Origin of the sequence: Buttiauxella ferragutiae (assembly GCF_022637515.1) — a bacterium.
GTDB lineage: Bacteria > Pseudomonadota > Gammaproteobacteria > Enterobacterales > Enterobacteriaceae > Buttiauxella > Buttiauxella ferragutiae.
In genome coordinates, this window is the sequence record NZ_CP093332.1 from 3,602,453 (window position 1) to 3,628,332 (window position 25,880).

Consider the following 25,880-nt stretch of genomic DNA (forward strand, 5'->3'; position numbering starts at 1 on the left):
AAAAAACCAGCCCCAAATTCAGAGAGGTAGTTTATTTTTTATCTGCTGCTATGCGGTCACGGACATGTTGTGCACGTTCAACTGATGGCGGATGTGAATCAAACATAGACTTCGATGCACCACCATCAAGCGTTGCAAGCTTATCAAAACTGCTTGCCAGTCCTTGAGTATTTATTTTGCGTTTTTTGAGGAGATCATATGAGAAATCATCCGCTTCTGACTCTTCACTGCGCGAGAACGTCGCATTAATCGCCGCTTCTGCTAAATCACCAAGTTGTGACTGAGATAACTGTGATGCCACTCCGCTGGTTGCAGAAACTGCATCCCTGGCCGCCATAGTGGCATAGGCTGTTTGCAGTTTTTCCTTTGAATGACCCAAGGCTACGTGACCCATTTCATGACCAAGAACACCTTCAACTTCGTTATCGGTCATCATGTCCATTAAGCCGCTGTAGACACGTACACAGCCGTTGGCCATCGCCCAGGCATTGATATCGCTGGTCAAATAAACTTTGTAATTCACTGGTGTTCCGTCGATCTGATTCCCAAGGGCCTTGGCAATTTTGTTCAAGCGTTTGGCATATTTGCTGGATTTACCCGCGAGTTGGTTTTCACTATCTGCCTGCTTACAGGACTGGTTTGCCACTGCCTTAACATCCGCATCGCTGAGTGTTGCGGCTTTGAAGGCCGACATTCCGGACGATGCCAGTTTATCGCCATTCATGTTCTTACACGCGACCAGAGACCCCGCCATTAACACTGCCAATACTACCTTTTTGAAAGTCTTCATAGTTATCTTCCGTTGATGAGCTATACATGAAATAAATCATCGATTTGTTGATCAAATCGGACGTGAGATTAACAGTGGTACAAGCGGGTGCAATGAAAGCGGAGGTACGAAAACGGAGTTGATCTTATGCAGGATATTGAGAATTTACTCCGGCACTCAACGTTACCGGAGCAAGTGGTGGTGCATTACTTGAGGGTGCTAATACGCGCTAACTGTTCGAAATAGTCCGGGAAAGTTTTTGCCGTACATTTCGGATCAAGGATGGTCACTGGAGTATCTGACAACGCCACCAGCGAGAAGCACATAGCCATACGGTGATCGTTATAAGTTCCAATTTCAGCAACTTGCAGCTGAGCTGGTGGAGTCACGGTAATGTAATCCTCCCCCTCTTCCACTATTGCGCCCACTTTACGCAGTTCAGTTGCCATAGCGCTCAAACGGTCAGTTTCTTTTACACGCCAGTTATAAATATTACGTAGAGTGGTCGTACCTTTGGCAAATAAAGCCGCAGTAGCGATAGTCATTGCTGCGTCTGGGATATGGTTCATATCCATATCAATGGCGTTTAATTCGCCGCGCTCGCAGGAGATGAAATCATCACCCCAGGTGACTTTCGCACCCATTTTTTCCAGCACATCGGCAAAACGGATATCGCCTTGAACGCTATTACGACCGATGCCCGTCACTTTTACCGTACCGCCTTTGATTGCACCAGCCGCAAGGAAGTAAGAAGCAGAAGAGGCATCGCCTTCCACCAAATAAGCCCCTGGAGAGGAGTACTGCTGGCTACCACGAATCACAAAACAGCGGTAGTCGCGGTTTTCTACATCCACACCAAAGGTTTTCATCAGATGTAAGGTGATGTCGATATACGGTTTCGATACCAGGTCACCTTTGATAGTGATTTCAGTGTCGTTTTCCGCCAACGGTGCCGTCATTAAAAGCGCGGTCAAAAACTGGCTGGAAACGCTGCCATCGACGGCAACCTGGCCACCGCTAAAACCACCACGCAAACGCAATGGCGGATAATTTTCTTGTTCCAGATAATCAATCTGAGCGCCGCCCTGACGTAAAGCATCAACCAAATGGCCAATCGGACGTTCTTTCATGCGTGGTTCACCGGTCAGCACGATGTTATTGCTACCCAGACACAGTGCCGCCGCCAGTGGGCGCATCGCCGTACCCGCATTCCCTAAGAACAGTTCCAGCTCGCCCGCGGCTTGCAATGGACCCCCCATGCCGGTCACTTCACAACGTGTACGATCGGCTGAAAGTGTATAACTTACTCCCAATGCTTTCAGTGCGTTGAGCATATGACGAACGTCATCGCTATCCAGCAAATTAGTCAGTTCAGTCGTGCCATGCGCCAGTGCTGCAAGCAGCAGAGCGCGATTAGAGACACTTTTTGAACCAGGAAGATTAATCGTGCCGTCGACCAATGCGATGGGTTGTAACGTCAGGGATTCCAGCATGGGGTAAATACTCTCAACTCAAACAGAATAAAAACCCCGCGAACCATGCCGCGGGGAGAATAACAACGAGCAGCAATTAACCGTGGCGACGCTCAAAGTCGATCATGAAGTTAGTTAACGCTTTAACACCTTCGAGTGGCATCGCATTGTAGATAGAAGCACGCATTCCGCCTACAACACGGTGGCCTTTCAATGCGTGTAGACCTGCAGCAAACGACTCTTCGAGGAAGAGTTTATCAAGCGCGCTATCAGCCAACTGGAATGGGACATTCATGCGCGAACGGTTGGCCGGAGCAACATCGTTACGATAAAAATCGCTTTTATCAATCACACCGTATAACAGGCTCGCTTTCTCACGGTTAATTTTGTCCATGACTTCCACACCACCTTGTTCCTTCAGCCATTTAAAGACCAGACCGGAAAGATACCAGGCGAATGTTGGTGGGGTATTAAACATGGAGTCGTTTTCATTAAGCACGGTGTAGTCAAGAATTGACGGGCACGCTTTATGCGCCTTGCCGAGCAAATCTTCACGCACGATAACCAACGTCAAACCGGCTGGACCGATGTTTTTCTGAGCACCAGCGTAAATTACGCCGAAACGGCTAATGTCGAGCGAGTGCGACAAAATCGAGGATGAGAAATCGGCAACCACAACCTTATCGCCAAAGTCTGGCGTTTCGTGAGTTGCGATACCGTCGATGGTTTCATTCGGGCAATAGTGCAAGTAGGCACTATCTTCAGAAACCTGCCACTCGCTCATCGGTTTGAGCGCACGCAGGCCATCAACGGTCACTTTCGCATCAATAACATTTGGCGTGCAGTATTTGTGCGCTTCTTTTACTGCACTACTCGCCCAATAGCCGCCATCAACATAGTCAGCGCTAGTTTTGTCACCCAGCAGGTTTAAAGGTACACCAGCGAATTGGCCGCGACCGCCACCGTGACAGAACAAAACTTTGTAGTTCGAGGGGATTTGCAGCAGAAAGCGAAAATCTTTTTCAGCTTCTTCAGCTACCTGAATAAACTCTTTACCACGGTGGCTAATCTCCATTACGGAGGTGCCTAAGCCTTGCCAGTCGCAGAGTTCACTTTGCGCACGACGAAGCACTTCAGCCGGTAGCATCGCCGGGCCGGAACTAAAATTGTATACCTGAGTCATTTCCCCTCACCACGCTAAGAGCACTAAGATTTTTTCACGGTATCGGTTTTATCATTCACTCGCGGAGGCTGCAATGGTTAATCAGGTGCGCTGCGGGAATGTGCGCAAAATCACACAACAGATTCATCTAATCGATGAATTAAACACCCGATAAATGCCCGTCAGGTCACTCGCGTGGCGGTACTGGCCTTAACCCACACTTTATGAGCACAGCGCGGGCAAGCAATTTCATCATTTGCATTCAACGCCACGACTTCACTGCAATGGATACAGGCATAATCCGCATCTTCCGGCATTTTAATAAACCGTTCGCAGCAGTGCTCAGGCAAAATCGGTAAACCCGGTCTGACGAGTTTATCAGGAAAGAAATAGACGCTTATCTGGCCGTTGGTTTCAAGTATCGCCAGACGAACTTGCCCGAGATGCTCTACGCCCAGCAAGCGTAGCTCCATAAAAAACTCAAATTCAGTCATGTTTTGCGACTTCATTTTTTCCCAGGAAAACTCCCCCTCTTCGATAATGACGGAAGGTTTTCCTTCAAACAGGTTTTCAAGTTTTTCACTGTGGCTCATCAGCCACATCACCAGACGATAAAGCAGCCCCAATGTGACGAAAACAATCAACACAGGTAGCATCGGTACGTCATGATAAAACGCCACATCGCCTGCCGCCGAGCCAAGCGTTAAGATTATCAACACTTCAAACAACGACATCTGCCGAACGCCACGCCGCCCCGTTATCTTTAAAAACAGGAACACTAATATAAAGGTATAGAGGCTACGAAAAGCGACCTCCCAGAGAAAATCCAGTGGGACGTCGTTTAATGCCATACGTTGAAGATCAAAGCTCTTCATTTTTACCGCCATTACAGTGGGTTACTGACAGTAAGCATAGCCTGTTATGCTATCGCCGCCTGCTGGCTGCTGACAATGGTGTCAGTCGGCTAAAACCCGTATCATTGCGCGCTTTGCGTACGACAAAAGTGAAACCTCATGACTCAAACCTTTATTCCTGGCAAAGATGCCGCACTGGAAGATTCCATCGCTCGCTTCCAGACCAAGCTCGCCGATCTTGGCTTTAATATAGAAGAAGCTTCCTGGTTAAACCCTGTGCCAAACGTCTGGTCAGTGCATATCCGTGATAAAGACAGCGCGCTGTGCTTTACCAATGGTAAAGGCGCGACTAAAAAAGCCGCTTTGGCTTCAGCGCTGGGCGAATATTTCGAGCGTTTGTCGACTAACTATTTCTTTGCTGATTTCTGGTTAGGTGAAACCATCGCCAATGGCCCGTTTGTGCATTATCCAAACGAGAAGTGGTTCCCAATTCCTGAAGATGAGCAACTGCCGGAAGGCATTCTCGACGATCGTTTGCGCGCGTTTTACGATCCTGAGAACGAAGTCACCGCAGGTATGCTGATTGATCTGCAATCCGGCAATGAAGAGCGCGGCATCTGCGCACTGCCGTTTACCCGTCAATCCGATCAAGAAACCGTCTATATTCCGATGAACATCATCGGGAACTTGTATGTTTCTAATGGGATGTCTGCAGGGAACACCGCAAACGAAGCCCGTGTTCAGGGACTTTCAGAAGTTTTTGAGCGTTACATTAAAAATCGCATTATCGCGGAAAGCATTAGCCTGCCGGAAATCCCGCAGGAAGTGCTGGCTCGCTATCCTGGCGTGGTCGAATCAATCGCCACTCTGGAAGCTGAAGGATTCCCAATCTTCGCGTATGACGGTTCATTAGGCGGCAAATATCCGGTTATTTGCGTGGTGTTATTCAACCCAGCAAACGGCACGTGTTTTGCGTCGTTCGGTGCCCACCCTGATTTTGGTGTTGCGCTGGAACGTACCGTGACTGAACTGCTGCAGGGGCGTGGCCTTAAAGATCTGGATGTCTTCACGCCTCCGACCTTTGATGACGAAGAAGTTGCCGAGCATGCCAATCTCGAAACTCACTTTATCGACTCCAGCGGTCTGATCTCCTGGGATATGTTCAAGCAAGATGCCGACTATCCATTTGTTGACTGGAGCTTCTCTGGAACCACAGAAGAAGAATTTGCCACATTGATGGCAATCTTTAATGCAGAAGACCAGGAAGTTTATATCGCTGACTACCAGCATCTTGATGTTTACGCTTGCCGCATCATCGTTCCTGGTATGTCCGATATTTATCCTGCCGAAGATCTGCTGCTGGCTAACAACAGTATGGGCTATCACTTGCGTGACACCATTCTGTCATTACCAGGCAGTGAGTGGGAGAAGCAAGATTATCTCGATCTGATTTCTCAGTTAGATGAAGAAGGCCACGATGATTTCACCCGTGTCCGCGAGCTGCTTGGTCTGGCGACAGGTAAAGACAATGGCTGGTATACGCTGCGTATTGGTGAATTGAAAGCCATGCTGGCACTGGCTGGCGGTGACACCGAACAAGCGCTTATCTGGACGGAATGGACGATGGAATTCAACGCGTCTATTTTCAGCCCTGAGCGTGCGAACTACTATCGCTGCCTGCAAACCCTGCTGCTACTGGCGATGGAAGAAGACCGCCAACCGCTGCAATATCTGAATGCCTTCGTGCGTATGTACGGCGCAGAAACAGTAGAAGCGGCAAGTGCTGCTCTGAGTGGTGAAGCGCCATTCTATGGCCTGCAAGCTGTAGATAGCGATTTGAAAGCGTTCCCTGCCCATCAGGCGTTGTTAGCGGCGTATGAAAAACTGCAACGCGCAAAAGCGGCTTTCTGGAAATAAAGTAACAAAACTAAACTCAAAGGTGCGTAAACCATAATGTTTACGCTATATTACGGGGCGATTTTTATTGCCCCGTGTTTTTATTGGCAGCGTAATAATTTCATTTGTGACTCAATAGTTAAATATTGGTGAAATATTATTATATTAAACTACAAATAATGTTGCCAAATTATAGAAATACTCCATTCTAATTACCCCGACACAGGAGCGTTGAGGCTAAATATCAAATTACATTATAAATTTTAAACTTTATTTTTATTAAAAATATCAATAACTTAAACTGAAAATCAGGTAAACACCTGCTTTTATCAGGCCTATAAGCTTGGCGAGATATGATCCATATCAAATTTTACTCTATAATGCTTTGTTAGTATCTCGTCGCCGAATTAAATAAGAGAGAGTTAGTGTGAAAGCTGACAACCCTTTTGATCTATTGCTCCCAGCCGCTATGGCGAAAGTCGCCGAAGACGCTGGCGTCTATAAAGCAACAAAGCACCCGCTGACCACGTTTTATTTAGCGATCACGGCGGGGATGTTCATCTCGATTGCCTTTGTCTTTTACATCACTGCGACCACCGGTACTTCGACCATTCCGTTTGGGATTGCGAAGCTGATTGGCGGTACTTGCTTCTCCTTAGGGCTTATCCTGTGCGTTGTCTGCGGTGCCGACCTCTTCACTTCTACCGTGTTGATTGTTGTTGCTAAAGCCAGTGGCCGTATCACCTGGGGTCAACTCGCGAAGAACTGGGTCAACGTTTACATCGGTAACCTGTTCGGTGCTTTGATGTTCGTGGTGTTGATTTGGTTGTCAGGTATGTACATGACAGCAAACGGTGCGTGGGGTCTGAATGTGCTTCAAACCGCAGACCATAAAATGCACCACACCTTTATTGAAGCTGTGTGCCTGGGTATTTTGGCTAACCTGATGGTCTGTCTGGCTGTCTGGATGAGCTACTCGGGTCGCAGTTTGATGGACAAGATGTTTGCTATGATTCTCCCGGTCGCCATGTTTGTTGCTAGTGGTTTTGAGCACAGTATCGCAAACATGTTCTTGATCCCTTTGGGTATCGTAGTACGCAACTTTGCAAGCCCGGAATTCTGGACCGCAGTTGGGTCGTCTCCGGACAATTTCACTCACTTGACCGTATTGAACTTCATCACAGATAACCTGATCCCAGTGACTATTGGGAACATTATCGGTGGCGGCGTACTGGTTGGGTTGACGTACTGGGTAATTTATCTACGCGGTGGTGATAAGCACTAAGTGCTAGCCGTCGTGTAGGGAATAAGAAATCCACATTAGAAGGTAGGTGTTAAATGTCCGAGCTTAATGAGAAGTTAGCCACAGCCTGGGAAGGTTTTGCCAAAGGTGACTGGCAGAATGAAGTCAACGTGCGTGACTTTATTCAGAAAAACTACACCCCTTACGAGGGTGACGAGTCCTTCCTGGCAGGTGCTACTGAAGCAACTACCACATTGTGGGACAACGTCATGGAAGGCGTTAAACAGGAAAACCGCACTCACGCGCCTGTTGACTTCGATACTGACCTCGCTTCCACCATCACCTCTCATGATGCTGGTTACATCAACAAGTCCCTCGAAACTATCGTTGGCCTGCAGACTGATGCTCCACTGAAACGTGCAATTATTCCGTTTGGTGGCATCAAAATGGTTGAAGGTTCTTGCAAAGTATATGGTCGTGAACTTGACCCAATGCTTAAAAAGATCTTCACCGAATACCGCAAAACCCACAACCAGGGTGTGTTTGACGTTTATACCAAAGACATCCTGAACTGCCGTAAATCAGGCGTAATCACCGGTCTGCCGGATGCTTATGGCCGTGGTCGTATCATCGGTGATTACCGTCGCGTAGCACTGTACGGCATCGACTTCCTGATGAAAGACAAATTCGCTCAGTTCAACTCTCTGCAGAGCAAACTGGAAAACGGCGAAGACCTGGAAGCAACAATTCGTCTGCGTGAAGAAATCTCCGAGCAACACCGTGCTCTGGGCCAGATCAAAGAAATGGCTGCTAAATATGGCTGCGATATCTCTGGTCCTGCTAAAAATGCTCAAGAAGCTATTCAGTGGACTTACTTCGGCTACCTGGCTGCGGTTAAATCTCAGAACGGCGCTGCAATGTCCTTCGGTCGTGTATCCACCTTCCTGGATGCCTTCATCGAACGTGACCTGAAAGCTGGTAAAATCACCGAGCTTGAAGCACAGGAAATGATTGACCACCTGGTCATGAAACTGCGTATGGTTCGCTTCCTGCGTACCCCTGAGTATGATGAGCTGTTCTCTGGTGACCCAATCTGGGCGACCGAATCTATCGCCGGTATGGGTGTAGATGGTCGTACTCTGGTTACTAAATCTAGCTTCCGTTTCCTGAACACCCTGTACACCATGGGGCCGTCTCCGGAGCCGAACATCACTATTCTGTGGTCTGAAAAACTGCCACTGAACTTCAAGAAATTCGCCGCTAAAGTTTCCATTGATACTTCTTCTCTGCAATACGAGAACGATGATCTGATGCGCCCTGACTTTAACAACGATGACTACGCAATCGCATGCTGCGTGAGCCCAATGATCGTTGGTAAGCAAATGCAGTTCTTCGGTGCTCGTGCTAACCTCGCGAAAACCATGCTGTATGCAATCAACGGTGGCGTTGATGAAAAACTGAAAATTCAGATCGGTCCTAAAGAAGCGCCAATCATGGCTGACGTTCTGGACTACGATAACGTTCTGGATCGTCTTGACCACTTCATGGACTGGTTGGCTAAACAGTACGTCACTGCGCTGAACATCATTCACTACATGCATGATAAGTACAGCTACGAAGCGTCTCTGATGGCTCTGCATGACCGTGACGTTGTTCGCACTATGGCTTGTGGTATCGCGGGTCTGTCTGTTGCAGCTGACTCCCTGTCTGCAATCAAATATGCGAAAGTTAAACCTGTTCGTGACGAAGACGGCCTGGCTGTAGACTTCGAAATCGAAGGCGAATACCCAATGTTCGGTAACAACGATTCTCGCGTAGATGACATCGCTGTTGACCTGGTAGAACGTTTCATGAAGAAAATTCAGAAACTGACTACTTACCGTAACGCTATCCCGACTCAGTCTGTTCTGACCATCACCTCTAACGTGGTTTATGGTAAGAAAACCGGTAACACCCCAGACGGTCGTCGTGCAGGCGCTCCATTCGGTCCAGGTGCTAACCCAATGCACGGTCGTGATCAGAAAGGTGCTGTTGCCTCTCTGACTTCCGTTGCTAAACTGCCGTTTGCTTACGCTAAAGATGGTATTTCTTATACCTTCTCTATCGTTCCTAACGCACTGGGTAAAGACGACGAAGTTCGTAAAACTAACCTCGCGGGTCTGATGGATGGTTACTTCCACCACGAATCGTCCATCGAAGGTGGTCAACACCTGAACGTGAACGTAATGAACCGTGAAATGCTGCTGGATGCGATGGAACACCCTGAGAAATATCCTCAGCTGACCATTCGTGTATCTGGTTACGCTGTACGTTTTAACTCCCTGACTAAAGAACAACAGCAGGACGTTATTACCCGTACCTTCACTCAAACCATGTAATTCACGGTTTGTCTGAAAAGGCGTAGAATAAAGGCTCCACCTCGGTGGGGCCTTTTCTTATGTCAGAACCTATTTTGCAAGATAACTGCTACGTTTAGGTTATCTTGCAAAATTGATTCGACGCGGCAATCTGTTTAAAGACCGCGCTCAACCTGGTTGATGCCATTGAGCATCAGCCAATACTGGAGAGAACACCGCAATGTCAGTAATTGGCCGAATTCATTCCTTTGAATCCTGCGGTACCGTGGATGGTCCCGGTATTCGTTTTATCACCTTTTTCCAGGGCTGCCTTATGCGCTGCCTGTATTGCCATAACCGTGACACATGGGATACACACGGCGGCAAAGAGGTTACCGTTGAAGAACTGATGAAAGAAGTGGTGACCTATCGACACTTCATGAATGCCTCTGGCGGCGGGGTCACAGCATCGGGTGGTGAAGCTATTTTGCAAGCCGAGTTTGTTCGTGACTGGTTCCGTGCCTGCCGTAAAGAAGGCATTCATACCTGTCTGGATACCAACGGTTTTGTACGCCGCTACGATCCAGTCATCGATGAATTGCTTGAAGTGACTGACCTGGTGATGCTTGATTTGAAACAGATGAACGACGAGATTCACCAGAATCTGGTTGGCGTTTCAAACCATCGTACTCTCGAGTTTGCGCGCTATTTGTCTGATAAAAATATTAACGTCTGGATTCGCTACGTTGTTGTTCCTGGCTGGTCAGACGATGACGATTCTGCGCATCGTCTTGGTGAGTTCACGCGAGATATGGGCAATGTAGAGAAAATTGAATTGTTGCCGTACCACGAGCTGGGCAAGCACAAATGGGTGGCAATGGGCGAAGAGTATAAACTCGACGGCGTGCATCCACCGAAGAAAGAGACCATGGAACGCGTTAAAGGCATTCTGGAACAGTACGGTCACAAAGTGATGTACTAGAAAATAGACCCTCGCATGAGGGTCTATTTTTATCAGGCATGAGCGACAGGCGTAGTGTGGTGCCCCGCTTTGCGCAGCAGCATCAATAAGTAAACAAATGCCACACCAGCAATCATCACAAACAATAAACTGTCCGAATAGCTTTGCATCAGCATCGATGTAAACGTTGGGCCAAGCAAGCTGCCTACGGTGTAACTCAACAGTAAGGCCTGATTCATTGCGACCAACTGATGGTGTTCAACTTTCTCGCAAGCCCAGGCCATTGCCACCGGGTAGAGTGTGAATCCAGCCGCCCCAAGAACAAATAACGTTGGCCCCATTGCGGCGTGACTCAGCATTGCCATGCAACCCAGAATCACAATAAACACCTGGACACGAAGCACTAATAAACGACCAAATCGATCGGCCAGACGACCAACCGGCCATTGCCCAACAATCCCCGCGCTGACCATTACCGCCATCCAGAAACCAATCCCGGCATCACTGACACCCTGATGGTTTAAATACAGCGGCATTAACCCATACAGAGAACCGAGAACAATCCCTGAAATAATACAGCCGTTCACCCCAAGGCGCGCATGACGCAAACGCAGCATTGGCCATACGGGAGTCGCCTCTTGATTTTCGCTGCGATCGTTTACAATGCGGGCGAAGAGCAGCGGAAGAATCGCGGCCAGTGTTAATGCAGTTATCCACGGCAAAACGCTGGCTATATCTGTCGGCATTTTGCTTATCATCAATTGGCCAAGTACCGTACCGACGTAATAAACCATCATGTAAGCCGCCAGCAGGCGTCCACGGTTACGCGACGTCCCGCTGCACATCAGCGCACTCTCGACAACCACCCAAATCATCGCGCAGCCAATTCCTGCGATGAAACGCCACATCATCCAGCTCCAGAACCCGGTCATTAACCCAAGTCCTGCACAACCCGCCGCGAAAATCAGCGATGCAAGATAGTAGCTACGGTTGAATCCCTGGCGCTTTATCAGCCAGCCAGTCATCAGCGTACCCACCAGATTCCCGGTAAAATACGACGACCCGACCATCCCGACTTGCCATGTTGGAAGATTTTCGTGAGCTAACCAGAGTGGAACCAGCGTATTTAAAACCGCGATTGCCAGGGTCAAAAGCATCAGACCGCAGAGCAAAAGCATGACTGGCCGGGTATAGATGGACATGTAAAAACCGCGAGGAAGAGAATAAATTTGTGCGCATCATGCCACCAGCAAAATGATTGTCAATCCAGTGCTGACGGGGCCTGACCCGATTCACAGTCTGTCGATTTGAAAAACTTATTCAACTTGTGAACTAAGCGTTGAGTGAAAAAGCTATCTCTCTGTTTTTGATGAGATCAGGGATTATGAATCGAAGCGGATTGGATGAAAAATTTCATGGTGAGTTGGATGATATTTTCTTATGCGAAAATAAAAAATGCGCCCGCAGGCGCATTTCATTGTGATAGCTGGTTAGCTGGCTATCGCCATGCCAACAGTCATATGCAGACCGTAGAAAACACCGCGGCCAATCAGTTCGCCTGCGATGACCAACACAAAAGCGAATGCCAACACTGCGGGGCTCGCCTGCCCACCTTTGAGCTGTGGAACAATCCAGCAAACCAAAGCCGCAGCTAACACCAGCAGTCTCCAGGACATCAACGCGCCGTATTCCGGTACCAATGCTGAAGCCTGCGCAATCGAGCTTTGAATCGTTGCCAGTTCCATGCCCTGCAGCATCACCACCGCGGTACTGATCACAACAGCCAGCAGGGAAACTGCGGGAAGAATGCGCATCCCCCAGCCGGTTACACCCGCGACACGCAGCAATAAGTAACCCAATAGTGGCCCGCCGATAAACATCGTCAGGAAGAAACTGAGCGGTGTATACGCGCTATACCACGTTGGAACGGTATCAATCAGGTAAACCTTGCACATCATCCAGACAAAAACCACGCCAAGAATCATGGTCAGGATCATCCACATTTTCCCGATCGCCTGCGGCATTTTACCCACGACGGTAACCAGCCACCAAAACCCGCCGATCGCGAAGAAGACTGAACCGCTGGCAATTTCATTGCTCAACGCTGAATCACCTATGCGATTGAGTGAGTTGAAGGCGCGCAGCGGTGAACCGAGGTGAAGCACAGAGGCCATAAAGCCAATGCCCATGAGCACCCACAATACGATCATTGTCCATTGCACACGCTTTTGCTGTGCGCGATCGGAAACCCCTGTCAGCAACGCCAGCGCCATGACGATAAAACCACCCGCCACGCACTGCCCCAAAACTGTAAAGACCATTAACGGCCATTCATGCCATCCGTTACCCATCTCACACCTCCTTCGGGTTTGCCAGATAGCCGGTTTTATCCCCACAAGGACGGCTGTTGGCGTTGGGTTTAATGACAATATTTGGCTTCGTGAAATGTGCTGATGGCAGTGGAGCAATGGCTGCTTGCTCACCATATTTTTCACGCAGCTCTGCAATCGGCGCCATATCCAGCGCACGCAACGGGCAAGACTCCACACAAATTGGTTTCTTCCCTTCTGCAATGCGTGAATAACAGCCATCGCATTTGGTCATGTGCCCTTTTTCTGCGTTGTATTGCGGTGCACCGTACGGGCAAGCCATATGGCAGTAGCGGCAGCCAATACAAATGTCTTCGTTTACCACCACAAAACCGTCTTCTCGTTTATGCATCGCACCGCTTGGGCAAACTTTAGTGCAAGCGGGGTCTTCACAATGGTTGCAGGCAATCGACAGATAATAGGCAAACACGTTTTGCTGCCAGACACCGTTGTCTTCTTGCCAGTCACCGCCCGCATATTCATAAATTCGGCGGAAGCTGACGTCCGGGCCTAAGTTTTTGTAGTCTTTACAGGCCAGCTCGCAAGTCTTGCAACCAGTGCAACGGCTGGAATCGATATAAAATCCGTATTGGGTTGTCATCAGCTATTCCTTACGCCTTTTCGACCTGGACGAGGTTACTGTGGGATGGGTTACCTTTCGCCAGTGGCGATGGTCGCTGAGTGGTTAGCACGTTGATACAGCCAGCGTGGTCCACTTTATTAGCATCCGGGTTATACCAGGCTCCTTCCCCCATCGCGACGACACCTGGAATAATGCGCGGTGTCACTTTGGCGTTGATATTCACTTCGCCGCGACCATTAAAAATGCGCACCATATCGCCGTTCTTAATCCCACGTTTCTGGGCATCAATCGGGTTAATCCACATTTCCTGGCGACAGGCAGCTTTCAATACTTCGACGTTGCCGTAAGTGGAGTGAGTGCGCGCTTTGTAGTGGAACCCGGTCATCTGCAATGGCCATTTTTCGGCCAGTGGATCGCCAAAGTTTTCGAAGCCTGCACTGTAAACCGGCAGCGGATCGATAACGTCCCCTTCGTTGAGTTGCCACGTCGCAGCAATCTCGGCCAATTGCTCAGAGTAAATTTCAATTTTCCCTGACGGCGTGGTCAGTGGATTTGCCGCTGGATCTTCACGGAAGGCTTTATAGGCGACGTGGTGCCCTTCAGGATCACGTTGCTTGAAGATGCCTTGCTGGCGGAATTCATCAAAACTCGGCAGATCAGGGATAGCTTCCTGAGACTGTTTGTACAAATGACGCATCCAACCTTCTTGTGTGCGTCCTTCAGTGAACTGCGACTCCACGCCCATGCGTTTTGCCAGCTCGGTGGTCATCTCATAAATGGTTTTGCACTCAAAGCGAGGTTTAATGACCTGATCAGCAAAAATCACATACGACATGTTGCCGCATGACGCATCGAGACAAAAATCCATTTGCTCAGAAGCGGTACAGTCCGGCAGCAGAATATCGGCATATTTGGCTGATGAAGTCATGTGGTTATCAATCACCACAATCATCTCGCATTTTTTGTCATCCTGGAGGATGTCATGGGTACGGTTGATTTCTGAATGCTGGTTAATCAGACAGTTACTGGCGTAGTTCCAGACCATTTTGATTGGAACATCCAGTTTTTCTTTCCCACGCACGCCATCTCGGGTCGCCGTCATTTCTGGACCACGCTCGATAGCATCAGTCCACAGGAACATCGAGATGCTGGTTTGTACCGGGTTTTCCAGCGTCGGCATACGAACAAACGGCAAGTCGTAAGATCCTTCGCGCGCCCCGCTGTTGCCACCGTTTATGCCAACGTTACCTGTCAGAATTGACAGCATGGCGATGGCACGAGAAACCAGTTCACCGTTTGAGTGGCGCTGTGGTCCCCAGCCCTGGCTAATAAATGCCGGTTTGGCCGTCGCAATTTCACGTGCCAGTTGTGTGATGCGCTCGGCAGGAATACCGGTGATTTTGGAAGCCCATTGTGGAGTTTTCGCCACGCCGTCTGCCCCCGCACCGAGAATATAGGCCTTGTAATGGCCGTTCGCTGGAGCAGTTTTGGGGAGCGTTTTTTCGTCGTAACCAACGCAGTATTTATCGAGGAAAGGCTGATCAACCAAATTTTCAGTAATCATGACCCATGCCAGTGCGGAGATCAGTGCAGTATCAGTACCTGGACGAATAGGGATCCATTCATCTTCACGCCCTGCACCGGTATCGGTATAACGCGGATCGATGATAATCATGCGCGCATTGGATTTCTCACGCGCTTGTTCGAGGTAATAAGTCACCCCGCCGCCACTCATCCGCGTTTCGCCGGGGTTATTACCAAACAGAACCACTAACTTACTGTTTTCAATGTCTGAAGGACTATTACCATCAGCCCAGCCACCGTAGGTGTAGTTCAGGCCAGCGGCAATTTGCGCGGTTGAATAGTCGCCATAATGGTTCAGATAACCGCCGCAGCAGTTCATCAAACGGGCGATTAAGGTTGATCCTGGTGGCCAGGAGCGAGTCAGTGTGCCGCCCAGCGTACCGGTACCATAATTCAAATAAATAGCTTCATTGCCGTACTCTTTGATGATGCCTTTCATGCTGTTGGCGATGGTGTCAAAAGCTTCGTTCCAGCTAATTTGCTCGAATTTCCCTTCACCACGCGCACCGACACGTTTCATCGGGTACTTCAGTCGGTCAGCATTGTAAACGCGGCGACGCATTGAACGACCACGCAAACAAGCACGAACCTGATGTAGGCCGTCATAATTATCATCGCCGGTATTATCAGTCTCAACGTATTTGATTTCGCCATCCACCACATGCATACGTAGTGGGCAACGACTACCGCAGTTAACCGTACAAGCGCTCCAAATGATTTTTTCTGCCGCCGTTACGGTGTTATCGGGGGTTTGCGCGAAAGCCATTCGGGCAAAGGGTAAGGAAAAGGCACTACTTGCAGCAGCTAAGCCACCGATTGCGGTAGTTTTGACCAGCTTACGACGGCTGACCTCTGCCGCGAGGATCGCGTTAGGGGTTTTCTCAGTCATAATGACCTACTTATTTTGCTCACAGTTAAAAAAAACTGGCAGCGGTAAAGCAGACATTGAACGGCCTGCTGCTCCATTGCACAGCCAAAAAGAGAAAGGAGTGTCGAGAAAATTAGAGTTATGCAGATTGGTTTTGCCGCGTCACATCATGTAAACCATGGCAACCAAATGATAAATGACTTTAATGAATATTTATAAATATCATCACTCGCTTTCTTCGGGCAATAATACTTATTAATAGGTATTTGTTATTGTTTGGAGTCAATAAAGGCGGATTATCCGCATATTTTCGGATTTTTTAAGACATAAAAAAAGCGCCCTAAGGCGCTTTTTTAGAATGTTTTGACATCAATACATTAGCCGATGTACTCAAGCCCTTTCATGTACGGGCGCAACACTTCAGGCACTTCAATACGGCCATCTGCCTGTTGGTAGTTTTCCAATACAGCAACCAGTGTACGACCCACAGCCAAACCAGAACCGTTCAGTGTATGCACCAGACGGGTTTTCTTATCTGCTTTGCTGCGGCAACGAGCCTGCATGCGACGCGCCTGGAAATCCCCACAGTTGGAGCAAGAAGAGATTTCACGATAGGTGTCCTGCGCGGGCAACCACACTTCCAGGTCGTAAGTTTTCATCGCGCCAAAGCCTATATCACCAGAGCAAAGCAGCACTTTACGGTACGGCAGATTCAACAGTTGCAGCACTTTCTCTGCATGACCAGTCAACTCTTCCAACGCATCCATGGAATCTTCTGGGCGCACGATCTGAACCATTTCGACTTTGTCGAACTGGTGCATACGAATCAAACCACGCGTATCACGGCCATATGAACCGGCTTCAGAACGGAAGCATGGGGTATGAGCAGTCATTTTCAGTGGCAAAGATTCGTCATCGAGAATTTCGTCACGCACCAGGTTAGTCAACGGCACTTCCGCCGTTGGAATCAACGCGTAGTTGCTGGCACCTGCTTCTTCTTCCAGTGGACGAGTATGGAACAGATCGCCTGCAAATTTAGGCAGTTGGCCAGTACCGTACAGCGTGTCATGGTTCACCAGATACGGAACATAGTTTTCAATGTAACCATGTTGTTCGGTGTGTAAATCGAGCATGAACTGGCTCAGCGCACGATGCATACGAGCAATCTGCCCTTGCATCACAACGAAGCGAGAACCGGTCAGTTTAACCGCAGAGGCAAAATCCAGGCCTTTAGCCATTTCACCCAGCGTAACGTGGTCACGCACTTCAAAATCAAATTTACGTGGCTCACCCCAGCGGCTGATTTCAACGTTTTCGCTGTCGTCTTTACCCATCGGCACACAATCGTCCGGGATGTTAGGCAGCGTCAACGCGATATCGCGGATTTCTGCCAGTAAGACATCAAGCTCATTTTTCGCTGCATCCAGCTCTTCACCCAACTGGTTGACTTGCAAACGCAACGGCTCAATATCTTCCCCGCGCGCTTTCGCCTGGCCAATGGATTTCGATCGCGAGTTACGTTCAGCCTGCAGATTTTCAGTGTTGACCTGCAATACTTTACGACGCTCTTCTAAAGAGCGCAGCGTTTCTACATCCAGCTTAAAGCCTCGGCGTGCCAGTTTTTCAGCGACTGCGTCTGGCTCTGTACGCAGCAGATTGGGATCGAGCATGCTTATCCTGTGCTTATCGAATTAATGGAGGGGTGCGGTTACAGCCTGCAACCGCATTGATATTCTTGCTAACCTTACCGCAACGCCTGCATTAGCGGTAGCGTTTTGTCGGGCTATTTTGATCCTGTTCAGCAAGCCAGGCGAGCTTTTCACCAATCTTGCCCTCAAGACCTCTGTTTGTCGGCTGATAATAGCGTGTTTGTGCCATTTCCTGCGGGAAGTAGACCTCACCAGATGCGTAGGCATTGGGTTCGTCATGAGCATATCGATACTCCTGACCATATCCCATTTCTTTCATCAGTTTAGTTGGCGCATTACGAAGATGAACCGGAACGTCGTAATCCGGGCGTTCACGTGCATCGGCCATTGCCGCTTTGAATGCCGTGTAGACCGCATTACTTTTTGGGGCACATGCGAGATAAACGATAGCCTGTGCAATCGCGCGCTCGCCTTCTGCTGGGCCTACGCGGGTAAAACAATCCCACGCAGAAATAGCGACCTGCATGCCACGCGGATCGGCATTACCGACATCTTCGGAGGCAATAGCCAGCAAACGGCGTGCAACATACAGCGGATCGCCGCCCGCGGTAATAATGCGTGCATACCAATACAGTGCAGCGTCAGGTGATGAACCGCGAACTGACTTATGCAATGCAGAAATTAAATCGTAGAAACGGTCACCTTTGTTATCAAAGCGCGCGCTGCGTTCCCCTGCAATTTCTGTCAAAAGCGCAATTTGTAGAACACGGTTGCCACTCGCATCGGTTTCAGCCATATCCGCCATCATTTCGAGCGTATTCAACGCGCGACGGGCATCACCGTTTACCAGTTCTGCAATTGCAAGACGAGTCTCATCCGGCAGAACAATATTTTGCCCGCCATACCCGCGTGCAGCATCGTTCATCGCCTGGTCGAGTACTTTTTCAATATCTTCCGTGGTGAGCGATTTGAGCAAATAAACGCGCGCACGTGACAATAGCGCTGAATTCAGCTCGAACGAGGGGTTTTCAGTGGTGGCACCAATAAACGTGATGGTGCCATCTTCAATGTGCGGCAAAAAAGCGTCTTGTTGGCTTTTGTTGAAGCGATGGACTTCATCGACAAACAGGATAGTGCGGCGCCCCGCGTTGCGGTTCTGTCGCGCGCGCTCTATGGCTTCGCGGATTTCTTTCACCCCGGAAGTCACAGCTGAAATACGTTCAACATCTGCGTCAGCATAGTGAGCAATCACTTCTGCAAGCGTGGTTTTACCCGTACCCGGTGGTCCCCATAAAATCATCGAATGGAGATGTCCCGCTTCGATAGCTTTTGGAAGCGGTTTGCCAGCGGCGAGCAGATGTTGTTGACCGATGTATTGTGCGAGGTTCTCCGGCCGCATACGCGCGGCCAGAGGCTGGAAGGTATTCTCAGAAAAATCGAGCGACAGGTTGCTCACTCATACCTCTACTTACGTTGATCGTCCACCGTCACGCCTTTAGGCGGGGTAAACGTAAACTTGCTCATATCCACTGCGCCATTTTGCTGAGTTTTCAGCGCATAGCTGCTGCGTTGATCATCTTGCTCAATGGCACTGAACTGGTGGATAGTCCCGTCGCGCCCAACATTTATGGTGAACTGCTTGAGATTGCCAGCGCTGGTTTTTGGCGTCAGCATGAAATCATCACCACTTTGCTTGATGTTGTACTGCTGCCAGTCGCTGCTTTGGTTACGTGCAATCAACATAAACGGCGTATTACCGGTCGCATCTTTCAACCAGGTCGCACTGACTTGCTCAACAAACGGGTTATAGAACCACAGTGTTTTACCATCTGAAACCAGAATGCTTTCATCGGGCTGAGTCATATGCCAGTTGAACAGATTAGGACGCTTAACCCACAAATCACCCTGACCTTCCTGGACTGCTGCACCACTGCCGTCGGTCACTTTTTGGGTGAAGCTGGCGTGGAAACTGCTGACTTTGTCCAGACGCATTTTCAGGTCACCTGCGGCATCAGCCCAGACAGATGTAGCTGTTAGAGCAGTCATCAAAGCACAAGTAATAGCGATTTTTTTCATTATGATCCCTTAAAATTCATGCACCACAAAGCGACTGCACTGTGGCATTTCTGCTGCCCACTCTAGTTGAGAGATATTCAGGTGCAACAGAAGAAAAAACTGATTTTCCGGTAATTTACCCTTCTTTGCACAAGCGCCGCAACAACGACACTTGTGCTCAGGGTTACTCAAATGGAGGTGGAGCAAGTACTTCGCGGTTACCGTTATGACCTTGCGGGCTCACGATTCCCTGAGCTTCCATCTGCTCAACGATTCGAGCGGCACGGTTATAACCGATACGGAACTGACGCTGAACACCAGAAATAGACGCTTTACGTTTTTCGACCACAAAAGCAACAGCCTGGTCAAACAACGGATCGAGCTCTTCATCACCGTCAAGACCGCCACCCGCGCCACCTTCACTTTCGTTATCTGAAGTAATACCGGTGATATATTGTGGGCGACCACGTGCCTTCCAGTCCTGAACGACTGCATGCACTTCCTGATCTCGGACAAACGCGCCATGCACACGCACTGGCAATGTAGAGTTTGGCCCGGAATAAAGCATATCCCCCATTCCCAGCAGTGACTCAGCACCGGCCTGGTCAAGAATGGTACGGGAGTCAATTTTGCTCGACACCGTAAACGCCACACGCGTCGGGATGTTGGCTTTAATCAGGCCGGTAATCACATCAACCGACGGGCGCTGGGTCGCCAGCACAAGGTGAATACCCGCCGCACGAGCTTTCTGAGCCAGACGAGCAATCAACTCTTCGACTTTCTTGCCTACCGTCATCATCAGGTCAGCAAATTCATCCACCAGAACGACGATATACGGCAGTTTTTCAAGCATTGGATGGGCAACTTCCATGCTATCGCCCGGCTTCCAGAATGGGTCTGGAATTGGACGGCCCATGCGCTCGGCTTCCAGCACGCGTTCGTTGTAACCTGCCAGATTTCGCACGCCCAACGCTGACATCAGTTTGTAGCGGCGTTCCATTTCATTAACGCTCCAACGCAATGCATTAGCGGCGTCTTTCATATCTGTAACGACTTCAGTCAACAGATGTGGAATACCTTCATAAACTGAGAGCTCAAGCATTTTCGGGTCGATCATGATAAAGCGGACTTCTTCAGGCGTCGCTTTATACAACATGCTGAGGATCATGGCGTTTACGCCAACAGATTTACCGGAACCCGTGGTACCGGCAACCAGCAAGTGTGGCATCTTCGCCAGATCGGCAATCACTGGCTCACCACCGATATCTTTACCCAGCACCACGGTTAACGGTGAAGCACTTTCACGGAACTTGGCGCAATCCAGCACTTCGCGCAGGTAAACGGTCTGGCGTTTCTTGTTCGGTAACTCCAGACCAACATAAGGTTTACCCGGAATAACCTCAACTACACGCACCGCGACGGTTGACAGTGAACGCGCCAGATCTCGAGACAAATTGGAAATACGGGCGGCTTTTACACCAGGTGCTAAATCAAGCTCAAAGCGTGTGATGACGGGACCTGGAGAGTAATCCACAACATCGGCTTTAATCCGGTAATCCGCAAGACGAGCTTCCACCAGACGCGCCATTTGCTCGAGTGCAAAGGTATCCACTGGTTCAACTTCTGCTGGCGGAGATGTCAACAAGTCCAGGGATGGTAAAGGTGTGGTAGGACGCTGCAACGGACGATCATCACCATTTCTCATTAAGAAAGGATGGATCAAGCTTTCATGTACCGATGGTGCAGCAACCGGTGCGGGTTGTTGCTGTTGTTGCTGTGGCGCACTTTGCGGTTGCACAGCCTGCCAGCTTTGCTGAGGCTGAGTACGAACAGGTTCTTCAACCGGGCTCGGCGTAAACAATGGCTCGCTTGGCCCATCGTTGACTAACGTTTTCATTGGTGAGAAATCAAAATCATCCAGTGAGAACGGCACATTATTCGGCTCTTGCTGCTGGGATTGCTGCTGTGTAGCTGAATAGCGTTGCTGCTGTTGCGCCGCAAACTGACGTGCTAACTCAGCCTGCTCGGCTTCATCCTCATCTTGCTGCAAAGAGTCGTCTTCATGCTCTTCACCGTAACGCTGGTGTTGTTGAGCGGCGAACTGGCGAGCAAGTTCATGCTGCTGAAGTTCTTCGGCTTCGTCAGCATAGTCATCTTCGATGTCCATGCCATTCTGACGACGAGCTTCCTCTTCAGCCATTCGCTGTGAAGGCAACTTAATTCCGTATGACGCAAGCTCACGGCGAGTAGGAACACGCACACGATTTGGCCGAGGTAATTGCGGGCCAATACCTTCTTTGGTTTGTGGACGAGGCGCGTCACTGGCGATGCTAAATACCGGGCTGAAGGCCGCAGCGACGCCGACCACTTTTGCCACATCCTTTACATCCTGTGGAACAGAGGCACCAGGGGTTGGCACCGCGGGTGACGTATCGAAGCCACCTTGCGGAATTGTCGGAGTACTGCTTTGAGGCATTTGAACAGGCGTTGTCTGCGCAAACGCAGGGTTTTGATCATAACCATATGGGTCAGGCTTAGGTTCATTAACTGGCTGATACCAGGCAGCCAGTTGTTCACGCTCACGCGCGCGTCGCTCTTCGATTTCTTCAAAATGGTAAAGCGGCGGGCGGGCTGCCGGTTTTATTTCTTCAACAGGCTCTGGCTGGGCGACAGGCTCTACCGGAGATGGTTCAAAATAAGCAGGTTCCGCATGCGGAGGTTCAACAGCAGGTGGCTCACTAACAGGTTCTGCCCAATGACTGGCTTCCTGTTGCGGAACGTACTGGTCCGCAGCGTACGGCGAAGTGTAATTCTCTGGTGCAGGCGCAATCACCGGTTCTGGTGTCACTGTGGTTGGAGCAGGCTCCCAGGCTATTGCAGGCGAAAACTCAACTTCTGGAGCTGGGGCCGTAACCGGTGGCACGGTTGCCGTTGGCATAACTGGAGCCGCATATGCCGTATTAGCCATCGCCGCGGCGGCTGTAGCAGCCACAGGCGCAACAATTGACTGGCCGTGTAGAAGCGGATCGTACTCTTCGCTTTCCGGCAGTGTGGCTTTGTTACCAGAAAACAGGACGTCATCTTCCGGAAGCGTCGCTTTGTTATTTGAGAACAAAACGTCATCGTCAGCGTCGTCCATACGCTTACCAGAAAACAGCGCAGAATCTGTTTTACGTGCGTTTGGATTGGCAAATTTTTCAGAGATACGCTGTTTACGGGCTAATGCGCCACGCAAAATACGCGCACGACGAGACTCACGCTTTTCAACATCTGGCGCATGCTCTTCGTCGTGTTTTTCATCTTCATAGTCGTAGTCATCATCCTGCCAGGTGTTATCCCGACGAGTACGATTACTGGCAAAAGTGAGCACGCTCAGGGTCGCGCTACCAATTTTTTCAGCAATGCTGACCCAGGACCAACCGGTAAACAGCGTTAACCCTGCCGCCCATACACACAACAACGCAATAGTGCCGCCGCTGCTGTTGAGAAGGGGCATCATTGCAGTGCTGAGCAAACTACCGATAACCCCGCCCGAGGCGAAATACCAGATGTCATCGGCGTTAATTGCCGCAAGGCCGCAAGCGGTGAGCACCATCGCCAGTACACCAATCAGGCGCATAGAAACGGCGAAATAATCGATGAACTCTTCGCTATCTCTGTTGCGGAAAGTGAACCAACACGCACCGATAATGATGACCGGAATGGTGTAGGCCATTACGCCAAAGATGAACAGCAAAGTGTCAGCCATCCACGCCCCCGGCATTCCACCTAAATTATGAATAGGTTCGTGCCATGCGGTTTGTGACCAACTAGGATCGGAAGGATTGAAACTAAGCAACGCCGCCATCAAATAGACGGCAAAAATGGCAACAAGGAGCAGTAACGCCTCTAATGCCCGACGCCCGCTGCTGAGTTTCCTCAATGTAACTTCTTTTTCTTCGGTGTATTCCTGGCTCAAGTAAGACTCTCCAGGTCCTTAATAAATATGGAGAGCAACAGTGCCGGGCATTCCCGGCACTGTTGCTGTATGAATTACCAGGAGTGTAACCAAAATACGCAGATTTTGCACCTGGCCCGTGTTAACGGGTCTTAATAACCAGACGATTACTCTGTTTGACCTCTTCCATGACTACATAGGTACGGGTATCGTTCACACCTGGCAGTCGTAACAAGGTTTCGCCTAGTAATTTGCGGTACGCAGACATATCCGGTACACGGGTTTTCAACAGATAGTCAAAATCACCGGATACCAAATGACACTCTTGAATTTCTTCAAGTTTTTGAACTGCGGCATTAAATTGCTCAAACACATCCGGGGCGCCACGATTCAGAGTAATCTCAACAAAAACCAGAAGTGATGCATCCAGATAATGCGGGTTCAGCAGAGCGGTATAGCCCTGGATGAAACCCTGTCGTTCCAGACGACGCACGCGCTCAAGGCACGGAGTCGGTGAAAGCCCTACTCGTTTAGAAAGCTCGACGTTAGAAATACGCCCATCCTTCTGTAGTTCATTAAGGATGTTACGATCGATGCGGTCGAGATCTTTGCCAGGGCGCTTCTTGCTATCTACCATTATTATAGTCTCTCTGTGTTCCTTCCTTCACCTGCCATAACCCTGGTAACGTCACTGTTCCGGGAGTACGTGAGAAGACCGGTGCCCAACGGCTGCTAGCGACATCACTCATGGCGTCTGTCCACGCCATGAGTAGATTTCAATAACCCGGTAAATTTGCATCAGGTATGCGTGAATATTTCAAAACGCCACACCAAATGTTTTTCTTCCTCGAATGTTTTCGCAAATGCTTAGCGGATTGTCAAAGCAAAACATCTAAAATTAGTGGAACGTGCCATATATCTGGGCTACTTGACGATTATTCATCACTTTAGCAACCTGAGTATTTAGCCTGTTTAGGTGGATTTTTATGCGCTTTCGCGATATTCACCGCGGCTGATTGAACACAGCTATTGCACATATAGTTAACATAATCGCCAACACCAACCGTTCACCCTTTTTTTAACCCGCCAAATTCCCTACAATCCCTCGATTGTCTGCCAACGAACAATGAGGATCTCATGGGCACCGCTAAACACAGTAAATTGCTAATTCTTGGCTCCGGCCCTGCGGGCTACACCGCAGCAGTCTACGCGGCTCGCGCCAACCTCAAGCCCGTTTTGATTACCGGGATGGAAAAAGGTGGTCAGTTGACCACGACCACCGAAGTTGAGAACTGGCCGGGTGATCCTAACGACCTGACAGGCCCTGCGTTAATGGAGCGCATGCACGAACACGCAACCAAGTTCGAAACAGAGATCCTGTTCGACCACATCTCTAAAGTGGATCTGCAAAACCGTCCATTCCGTCTGACGGGTGACAGCGGCGAATATACTTGCGATGCGTTGATCATCGCGACCGGAGCTTCTGCCCGATACCTGGGTCTGCCTTCTGAGGAAGCGTTTAAAGGTCGTGGCGTTTCAGCCTGCGCAACGTGTGATGGCTTCTTCTATCGCAATCAAAAAGTTGCGGTAATTGGTGGCGGTAACACCGCTGTTGAAGAAGCGCTTTATCTGGCAAATATTGCCTCAGAAGTGCATCTGATTCACCGCCGTGACAGCTTCCGAGCCGAAAAAATCCTCATCAACCGTCTGATGGAAAAGGTGAAGAACGGCAACATCGTGCTGCACACCAACCGGACTTTAGATGAAGTTACTGGTGATCAAATGGGTGTCAGTGGTCTGCGTCTGCGTGACGTTCACAACACCGATACCACTGAAGAGTTAGAAGTTGCAGGTTTGTTCGTGGCGATCGGACATAGTCCGAATACGTCAATCTTTGCCGATCAGCTCGAACTGGAAAATGGCTACATCAAAGTGCAGTCTGGTATTCACGGTAATGCCACACAAACCAGCATTCCTGGTGTGTTCGCGGCAGGCGACGTAATGGACCATATCTACCGTCAGGCGATTACCTCTGCGGGCACCGGTTGTATGGCTGCACTGGATGCCGAACGCTACCTGGACGGACTTGCCGAACAGAATAAGTAACTCTCCCCGCCTTAACCGGCAGTTTGAAGATACGTA

The 25,880-nt window shown here is 49.6% G+C and carries 18 protein-coding genes; 5 read left to right on the top strand and 13 right to left on the bottom strand.

Translation table 11 applies throughout. The annotated features are described in order from the left end of the window. Window positions 1-31: 31 nt before the first annotated feature. The 4 genes from loiP to MNO13_RS16705 form a co-directional block, all read right to left on the bottom strand. Window positions 32-790 carry a metalloprotease LoiP gene (gene loiP, locus MNO13_RS16690; protein ID WP_064548231.1) on the bottom strand — a complete coding sequence of 253 codons (759 nt, stop codon included), beginning with the start codon at window positions 788-790 and terminating at the stop codon, window positions 32-34. 185 nt (window positions 791-975) lie between these two features. Beyond that, window positions 976-2,259 carry a 3-phosphoshikimate 1-carboxyvinyltransferase gene (aroA, locus tag MNO13_RS16695; RefSeq protein ID WP_232886544.1) on the bottom strand — a complete coding sequence of 428 codons (1,284 nt, stop codon included), beginning with the start codon at window positions 2,257-2,259 and terminating at the stop codon, window positions 976-978. Between the two features lie 79 nt (window positions 2,260-2,338). Next, complete coding sequence (serC, locus tag MNO13_RS16700; protein ID WP_241939026.1) at window positions 2,339-3,424, bottom strand: 3-phosphoserine/phosphohydroxythreonine transaminase; 1,086 nt, start codon at window positions 3,422-3,424, stop codon at window positions 2,339-2,341. A gap of 161 nt (window positions 3,425-3,585) precedes the next feature. Further along, window positions 3,586-4,278, bottom strand: coding sequence for a DUF421 domain-containing protein (locus MNO13_RS16705; RefSeq protein ID WP_064548235.1), 693 nt, complete (start codon window positions 4,276-4,278; stop codon window positions 3,586-3,588). Window positions 4,279-4,416: 138 nt separating this feature from the next. Here MNO13_RS16705 and ycaO point away from each other — a divergent pair, with 138 nt between their 5' ends. The 4 genes from ycaO to pflA all read left to right on the top strand — a co-directional run bounded on the left by ycaO (window position 4,417) and on the right by pflA (window position 10,714). Next, on the top strand, window positions 4,417-6,174 hold the full coding sequence (gene ycaO / locus MNO13_RS16710) for a 30S ribosomal protein S12 methylthiotransferase accessory factor YcaO (RefSeq protein WP_133522497.1): 1,758 nt from the start codon (window positions 4,417-4,419) through the stop codon (window positions 6,172-6,174). A gap of 406 nt (window positions 6,175-6,580) precedes the next feature. Beyond that, window positions 6,581-7,438 carry a formate transporter FocA gene (gene focA / locus MNO13_RS16715; RefSeq protein WP_064548239.1) on the top strand — a complete coding sequence of 286 codons (858 nt, stop codon included), beginning with the start codon at window positions 6,581-6,583 and terminating at the stop codon, window positions 7,436-7,438. 53 nt (window positions 7,439-7,491) lie between these two features. Continuing rightward, window positions 7,492-9,774, top strand: a complete 2,283-nt coding sequence (gene pflB / locus MNO13_RS16720; protein WP_064548240.1) for a formate C-acetyltransferase — start codon at window positions 7,492-7,494, stop codon at window positions 9,772-9,774. A gap of 199 nt (window positions 9,775-9,973) precedes the next feature. Further along, window positions 9,974-10,714, top strand: a complete 741-nt coding sequence (gene pflA, locus MNO13_RS16725; RefSeq protein ID WP_064548243.1) for a pyruvate formate lyase 1-activating protein — start codon at window positions 9,974-9,976, stop codon at window positions 10,712-10,714. A 32-nt stretch (window positions 10,715-10,746) separates the two neighbouring features. Here the strand turns inward: pflA and MNO13_RS16730 are convergent, their stop codons facing one another. The 9 genes from MNO13_RS16730 to lrp form a co-directional block, all read right to left on the bottom strand. Next, window positions 10,747-11,895, bottom strand: a complete 1,149-nt coding sequence (locus MNO13_RS16730; RefSeq protein WP_064548245.1) for an MFS transporter — start codon at window positions 11,893-11,895, stop codon at window positions 10,747-10,749. Between the two features lie 288 nt (window positions 11,896-12,183). Further along, complete coding sequence (locus MNO13_RS16735) at window positions 12,184-13,044, bottom strand: dimethyl sulfoxide reductase anchor subunit family protein (protein ID WP_241939027.1); 861 nt, start codon at window positions 13,042-13,044, stop codon at window positions 12,184-12,186. Between the two features lies 1 nt (window position 13,045). Then, the gene (locus MNO13_RS16740) at window positions 13,046-13,663 is read right to left on the bottom strand and encodes a DMSO/selenate family reductase complex B subunit (protein WP_064548249.1); all 618 of its coding nucleotides are present in this window, start codon (window positions 13,661-13,663) and stop codon (window positions 13,046-13,048) included. Window positions 13,664-13,673: 10 nt separating this feature from the next. Beyond that, window positions 13,674-16,118, bottom strand: a complete 2,445-nt coding sequence (gene dmsA, locus MNO13_RS16745) for a dimethylsulfoxide reductase subunit A (protein ID WP_121813955.1) — start codon at window positions 16,116-16,118, stop codon at window positions 13,674-13,676. A 356-nt stretch (window positions 16,119-16,474) separates the two neighbouring features. After that, window positions 16,475-17,767, bottom strand: a complete 1,293-nt coding sequence (gene serS / locus MNO13_RS16750) for a serine--tRNA ligase (RefSeq protein WP_064548253.1) — start codon at window positions 17,765-17,767, stop codon at window positions 16,475-16,477. A gap of 91 nt (window positions 17,768-17,858) precedes the next feature. Further along, window positions 17,859-19,202: a replication-associated recombination protein A gene (locus MNO13_RS16755; protein ID WP_064548254.1), complete on the bottom strand. Its 1,344-nt coding sequence runs from the start codon at window positions 19,200-19,202 to the stop codon at window positions 17,859-17,861. 8 nt (window positions 19,203-19,210) lie between these two features. Then, window positions 19,211-19,822 carry an outer membrane lipoprotein periplasmic chaperone LolA gene (lolA, locus tag MNO13_RS16760; protein ID WP_241939028.1) on the bottom strand — a complete coding sequence of 204 codons (612 nt, stop codon included), beginning with the start codon at window positions 19,820-19,822 and terminating at the stop codon, window positions 19,211-19,213. Between the two features lie 163 nt (window positions 19,823-19,985). After that, window positions 19,986-23,759, bottom strand: coding sequence for a DNA translocase FtsK 4TM domain-containing protein (locus MNO13_RS16765; RefSeq protein WP_241939029.1), 3,774 nt, complete (start codon window positions 23,757-23,759; stop codon window positions 19,986-19,988). 121 nt (window positions 23,760-23,880) lie between these two features. Beyond that, complete coding sequence (gene lrp / locus MNO13_RS16770) at window positions 23,881-24,375, bottom strand: leucine-responsive transcriptional regulator Lrp (protein WP_000228469.1); 495 nt, start codon at window positions 24,373-24,375, stop codon at window positions 23,881-23,883. Between the two features lie 500 nt (window positions 24,376-24,875). On the opposite strand from lrp, the gene trxB reads away from it, so the two are divergent. Beyond that, window positions 24,876-25,844, top strand: coding sequence for a thioredoxin-disulfide reductase (gene trxB, locus MNO13_RS16775; protein ID WP_064548261.1), 969 nt, complete (start codon window positions 24,876-24,878; stop codon window positions 25,842-25,844). Window positions 25,845-25,880 lie beyond the last annotated feature (36 nt).

What these genes read in the sequence shown, in the direction of transcription:
- loiP (WP_064548231.1), bottom strand. Translation starts at nt 790, where the DNA reads ATGAAGACTTTCAAAAAGGTAGTATTGGCAGTGTTAATGGCGGGGTCT.
- serC (WP_241939026.1), bottom strand. Translation starts at nt 3,424, where the DNA reads ATGACTCAGGTATACAATTTTAGTTCCGGCCCGGCGATGCTACCGGCT.
- MNO13_RS16705 (WP_064548235.1), bottom strand. Translation starts at nt 4,278, where the DNA reads ATGAAGAGCTTTGATCTTCAACGTATGGCATTAAACGACGTCCCACTG.
- ycaO (WP_133522497.1), top strand. Translation starts at nt 4,417, where the DNA reads ATGACTCAAACCTTTATTCCTGGCAAAGATGCCGCACTGGAAGATTCC.
- pflB (WP_064548240.1), top strand. Translation starts at nt 7,492, where the DNA reads ATGTCCGAGCTTAATGAGAAGTTAGCCACAGCCTGGGAAGGTTTTGCC.
- pflA (WP_064548243.1), top strand. Translation starts at nt 9,974, where the DNA reads ATGTCAGTAATTGGCCGAATTCATTCCTTTGAATCCTGCGGTACCGTG.
- MNO13_RS16730 (WP_064548245.1), bottom strand. Translation starts at nt 11,895, where the DNA reads ATGTCCATCTATACCCGGCCAGTCATGCTTTTGCTCTGCGGTCTGATG.
- MNO13_RS16735 (WP_241939027.1), bottom strand. Translation starts at nt 13,044, where the DNA reads ATGGGTAACGGATGGCATGAATGGCCGTTAATGGTCTTTACAGTTTTG.
- MNO13_RS16740 (WP_064548249.1), bottom strand. Translation starts at nt 13,663, where the DNA reads ATGACAACCCAATACGGATTTTATATCGATTCCAGCCGTTGCACTGGT.
- dmsA (WP_121813955.1), bottom strand. Translation starts at nt 16,118, where the DNA reads ATGACTGAGAAAACCCCTAACGCGATCCTCGCGGCAGAGGTCAGCCGT.
- serS (WP_064548253.1), bottom strand. Translation starts at nt 17,767, where the DNA reads ATGCTCGATCCCAATCTGCTGCGTACAGAGCCAGACGCAGTCGCTGAA.
- lolA (WP_241939028.1), bottom strand. Translation starts at nt 19,822, where the DNA reads ATGAAAAAAATCGCTATTACTTGTGCTTTGATGACTGCTCTAACAGCT.
- lrp (WP_000228469.1), bottom strand. Translation starts at nt 24,375, where the DNA reads ATGGTAGATAGCAAGAAGCGCCCTGGCAAAGATCTCGACCGCATCGAT.
- trxB (WP_064548261.1), top strand. Translation starts at nt 24,876, where the DNA reads ATGGGCACCGCTAAACACAGTAAATTGCTAATTCTTGGCTCCGGCCCT.